We start from the raw sequence: 5,533 nt of genomic DNA, 5'->3' as shown, positions 1-5,533 counted from the left end.
GACGGCGGCGGCGGTGGTGTTGTCGACACCGGGCAGCGGGGCGCCGGAGACGTTGTCGTCGTAGACGATCGCCAGGGTGTTGGCCGCCGCGTCGTAGGCCCACACCCGGTTGTCGCCCTTGGTGGTGAAGTAGCACTTGCCGGCCGAGTACCAGGCGCCCTCGCCGCCGTTGAACAGCTTGGCGCCCGAGACCTGGTCGCGGGTGGGTGTGGGGCTGCCGTCGGGGTCGGGCACGTTTGCCCAGGACAGCACGCCGGAGACCTCCTTGAGTACCTGCAGGGTGCCGGAGGACAGGTTGCCCCAGGTGGTGGGCACAAACCGGTAGAAACACCCGTCGGACGCGTCCTCGGTCAGGTAGATCACCTTCCGGTCCGGGTCGGCGGCAGCAGCCTCGTGGTTGAATCGGCCCATCGCGGCCCGCCGGACAGCCGCGTTGACCCCCCACGGGTCGGTCTCGTACACGTAGCCGGTGCTGGTCTCCTCACACGACAGCCAGGTGTTCCACGGGGTGGTCCCGCCCGCGCAGTTGCGGTTGGTGCCGGACAGGATGCTGTAGGCGCCAATGATGTTGGCGTTGCTGTTGAACTTCACGGCACTCACGCCGCCGCCGCCGCTGCCTACCTCGGCGTTGGACACATAGATCCAGCCCGTGCCGTTGGCGAAGCAGGCGCCGCCGTCCGGGGCCCTGTGCCAGGTGTAGCTGGTGCCCGACACGGTCTGGGTGGATCGGGCGATCACCCGGCTGGTGAAGCCTGACGGCAACATGATTCCGTTGGCGTCGGCTGACTGCAGCGGCCCGTAGGGGCTGTTACCCGGTACCGCCGGGTAGGCCACGGCCGCCGCGCGCCACAGCGAGCCACTGAAGGCCGCCGCGCCGACGCTGACAAGACCGGTCCGAAGGAGAGTTCGACGATCCATTCCTGCTCCCATCTCCACGTGAGGATGCCGCGCTCGCCCGAGCGTCTCCGCCCGAGCCGCAGTATTCCGTGCCGCCGGCAATCTAACGTACGGTGAGAAAATACGACAGAATCGTGGCGTGAACATTGTGAAACCGACTGGCCAACAATATCAACGTAGAGTCAAGGTCGACCCGGTAATTATTCGAGGTGAAATCTTACCCAATGTTCGATGTAATTCGGATGTTGCGGTGGGGGCTGGCTTTGTGCGGCCGTGTCGGAGAGGGCGCTGGTTACTCACGTGGAACGGGTCGACGACCAGGCGGGCGTGCGGCAGATTCCCAGCGAGGCCTGGCGATCCGTTCAGCCCTCGCCGGTGAAGTGCAGGGTGACGCGATGCCGGTCCGACGGCCAGGCGGGCACCTGGAGAACGTCCCGGTGGGCCGTTTTTCCCCGCGGCGTCATCGCGACTTCGACCGAACGCTCACCCGCCGGGATGAACACATCTACGCCGGTAATGAAGCCGATCCCGAAATACGCCGGAATCGGCATCATGAGGTGGGTGACGCCATCGGAATTCCGGTCGAACAGGTAGACGCCCAGGGCCATTTTGGACCGGGGTGCGTCGGCGGCATTCAGCACGTTCTTCCCATCGATGCTGAGGACGTCGTCGGCGTCCCCCTGGTCCCCCCACCATTCGAGCGAGCGTTCGACGACCAGGCCGGTGTGCCCGGGACCGGTCTCCATCCCGCCGCCGATCTCCTTGCCCGGCTGGCTTGTCAGCAGGCGTACGAGGTGATCGTCGCGGCGGAACGGCTGGTAGTAGAAGTGGTGGTCGGGTTCCCCGCCGCGTACGATCACGAACTCGTAGGTGGAGGCGCCGTCACCCCGGAACGGACCCCAGGATCCGTCGCCGGAGAGGTGGAAATAACCTTTGAGGCTGTTCGCCCCCCGCCGGCCCGTCCGTGGGTCGACCCGGTGAACCTCCAGTCTGGCGTCCCGCACACCGACATTCATCGGATAGAGCAGGGCTCGGCCGGAGATCTCGATCGGGCCCTGCTTCGGCACCACGCCGGTCGTGTGCGGAGTGGTTCCGGTGAGGAACCGGTACATCTCCCTGAAGGTGGCCGCCGAGGTCAGGAGCTGGGCGCGGTCCTGGTCGACGAACCGCACGTTGGCGGCCCCCTCGACGCGCCGGGTCGGATCGTTCTCGCCCCAGACCGCCAGGGTGGGCACCCCGGCCGGGGGTCTGCCCGCGAGCGAGCCTCCGACAGTGACGTAGTGCGCGACCCGGTTCGCCCGGTCGGACGAGCTGGTCAGGTACCGCTCGCTCAACGCGGCGCCCTCGAGATGCGCCACCAGATCGAGCTTCTTCGTCCCGGTCGCCTTGAGGACACTGGCGATCTTCGCATCGAGGTTCGGGAGGACCTCCTTGACGGGGTTGGCCGAGGACGACGCGTCGTAGTCGAAGGCCTCGACGTGGTCGACGGGATAGCCGTTTGCGGTGAATCGTTGCGCCGGTGTCTCGAAGAGGCTGCCCGACCCGAGGCTGCCGTGCACGAACAGGATCGGGAGGCGAGAGGCATCCGGGGCGGCGTCCGCGGCGTCCGCCAGCTCCCGCGCGAGCGCCGGGGAGCGTCCTGCGCCGGGCTCCGTGCCGCCACTGCCGGAACAGGCGACCGCCAGTCCGGCGATGGCAAGCGCGCTCAGCAGGTGGAAGCAACGGCGGCGAGCCACTCGACGTCCCTTTCCCTCGGGATATCCGACGGCCACGCACCGGGCCACCGTCAGCATTTCTCCGGTCGGTTACACCTCGGTAGCTGCGCACCACTGGATCGGACGTTCTCCGCGTCCGACGCATCTCTGGCCAGAGCACAGTACATCGGGCCAGCGCACAGGACGGCCAGGCCCGCGTGAGCTTCGGTGCGGACGCGGCCGTGCCCCTGGTCAAAAACAAGGTGCGGGCCCGGCCAGTCGCCTGTCATCATCTCGGCGTGGACAGCGCGGCCGGCGGGGTTCCGCATCAGGAGGTGCGGTTGCCTGGCATCGGTTCCCGGGGCACCGGTCAAAACGGCACCGGCCCGGACGGTGTCGCCCCGGACGGCACCGGCCCGGACGGTGTCGCCCCGGACGGCACCGGCCCGGACGGTGTCGCCCCGGACGGTGTCGGCACCGCCGTGGACAACCTCGTTTCCCGCCGGGTGGAGCGGCAGGCCGCCCTGCGTTCCTATCTGCGTTTCGTCGCGACCTTCAAGGGGCCGGCTCTCCTGGTCGTCGGTGTCTTCGTCCTGTCCAACAGCCTGCTCGCCGTGATACCGGTCTTCATCGGCCTTTTCGTGCAGGCTCTCGCCGCCGCCCCGGTACAGACCCACGACGCGTACCTGTACGCCGGCGTCCTTCTCGCATGCAACATCGGCCATGACCTGACCTGGCGCGGTGCCGAGGTGCTGTATCTCCGGCTGCTCAACCACCGGGGCTACGAATACGAGAACATTCTCTTTGGAAATGTCATAAACGAGCGGTACCCATACTTCGTCGGCAAGTTCACCGGAAAGATCAGCAGCTATGTGAGCACGCTCGGCCGCGAGTTCCGAGAGATCCTCGAGACGGCGTGCTTCACGTACGTCGAACAGCTGGTCAAGGTTCCGGCGATCATAATGATCATGTTCTCGGTGAACCTCTACTCGGGCCTGACCTTCCTGGGTTCCGTCGCGATTATGCTTCTTGTCGGCAGGCACACCGTCAGTCGTTCGGCCCGCGCGGAGAAGCGGCTCGCGGACGAGGTCTCGGAGATGGACGGTTACGTGATAGACGTCATCTCGAACTTCGTGAGTGTGAAGTCGTTCCTCCAGGAGGAGGCCGAGTACGAGCGGGTCCGCCGGCGTCGTCGCCGGGTCATCGCCGCCGCGTATCGCTCGTCCTTCTGGAGCATTGTGTTCTGGACCTCGATGAGCCTCGTGGTCCGGTATCTCGTCTGGCCGGTGTCGATCGTCCTCAACCTGCATCTGTTCCTCCGCGGTGAGATGAGCCTGGCCCAGTTCACGACCTTTCTCTCCGCGCTGGTCCTCTTCTCCGACTTTATCTGGGGGACGGTGTGGGAGATCGCGCAGCTTAATCTCCGGCTCGCCCGAATCGAGGAGGCCTACCACTATCTCTTCGCTGGTCGGGACATCCTGTCGGCCAGTCCGGATAATTCAGCCGGTTCAGCCGGTTCGGGCCGTCCCGCGGTTCTTCCCGTAGTTTCCGGTCGGCTGCAGTTCCAGGGCCTGTCGTTCGCCTATCCCGAGAACGACCGGAACCTCGTGCTCGCGGGCATCGACCTGGCCATCGAGCGGGGCGAGAAGATCGGCATCGTGGGTCGCAGCGGAAGCGGCAAGACGACGTTCATCAAGCTGTTGCTGGGCTACTACCCGCTCCCGCCGGGCATGGTCGCCGTGGACGGTGTTCCGGTGCCCAACCGCCAGCTCGCCCGGGGCATCTCCTACGTTCCGCAGGACACCACCCTCTTCCACCGGTCCATCCGGGACAACATCGTCTACGGCACCGCGGGCCCGGTGACCCAGGCGCAGGTGGAGGCGGCGGCGCTGCGGGCCCACGCGCACAGCTTCATCTCGCGGGCGCCCGACGGTTACGACACCGTCGTCGGGGAACGCGGCATCAAACTCTCGACCGGGCAACGGCAGCGGATCGCCATTGCCCGCGCCTTCCTGGACGACAAACCCATGCTCATTCTGGACGAGGCGACGAGCGCGCTGGACAGCGAGAGCGAGGTACTCGTCCAGAACGCACTCGAGGACCTGTGGCGAGACAAGACGGTGATCGCCGTCGCGCACCGGCTGTCGACCCTGCTGCACATGGACCGCATCGTCGTCCTCGACGACGGCCGCGTCGTGGAGCAGGGGTCCCATCACGAGCTGCTCGAGCGGCGGGGGCGCTACTACCGGCTGTGGCAGCGGCAGAGCGGAGGAATGATCCCGGTCGAGTAGTCGCCGGATGACGGTGACCGCCCGACCACGACGAGCGGAGGGCCTGTCCTGCCCCTACAGAACCGTTGACGGAGCCTGCGCAGGGCTGTTAGCTTGCTCAAGCGAAACGAAAATCGTTTTCGTTTCGTTTGAGTCAACGGGGGCATCCGCTGTCCATCGATCAACCTACGTCGGTACGTGCCACGCCGACGCCATCGGTGGGTGCCGCGGACGCGGTACGGCTGCGGGCGGTGGCGGCGCTCCGACCCGCCCGCGGGATGCCCGCGGTCACTGCCGGCGCCGTGCTGCCGCGGGCGGCGCGCAGCGCGCGCGGCAGGTTCCTGATCACTCTGCTCGCCCTGGTGCTGGCGACGCCGATTGTTGTTGGGGCAGCGATCGGCGTGGGTTCGGTATCGGTGCCTCCCGGCGAGGTGTGGTCCAGCGTCGTGGCTCATCTGACCGGCAACGGTGCTCAGTCCTCGATGATCAACGATCAGATTATCTGGCAGGTGCGGACGCCGCGGGTGTTGCTGGCGTTCGTGGTGGGTGCGGGCCTGGCCGTGGCCGGAGCCGTGCTGCAGGCGGTGGTGCGCAACCCCCTCGCCGATCCGTATGTGCTGGGCGTGTCCTCGGGGGCCTCCGTCGCCGCGGTCGCTGTCCTCACCCTGGGAG

General features: G+C 66.9%; 4 protein-coding genes. 2 read left to right on the top strand and 2 right to left on the bottom strand.

Annotated features, from left to right (window positions below):
- Positions 1-918: alkaline phosphatase PhoX (locus tag AC08OP_RS19780; protein ID WP_476615552.1), on the bottom strand; the 918-nt coding region annotated here is incomplete at its 3' end.
- Between the two features lie 341 nt (positions 919-1,259).
- Entirely contained in the window at positions 1,260-2,633 is a 1,374-nt protein-coding gene (locus tag AC08OP_RS19775) for a lipase (protein WP_476615551.1), read from the bottom strand.
- 257 nt (positions 2,634-2,890) lie between these two features.
- Between AC08OP_RS19775 and AC08OP_RS19770 the strand changes: the two genes are divergently transcribed.
- Both AC08OP_RS19770 and AC08OP_RS19765 read left to right on the top strand, forming a co-directional pair.
- Entirely contained in the window at positions 2,891-4,882 is a 1,992-nt protein-coding gene (locus AC08OP_RS19770) for an ABC transporter ATP-binding protein (RefSeq protein ID WP_476615553.1), read from the top strand.
- A 197-nt stretch (positions 4,883-5,079) separates the two neighbouring features.
- A partial coding sequence (locus AC08OP_RS19765) for an iron chelate uptake ABC transporter family permease subunit (RefSeq protein WP_476615550.1) occupies positions 5,080-5,533 on the top strand: 454 nt, incomplete at its 3' end.

This window comes from Frankia sp. CeRuru1 (assembly GCF_977966315.1).
This window is presented reverse-complemented; position numbering and strand designations above follow the sequence as displayed.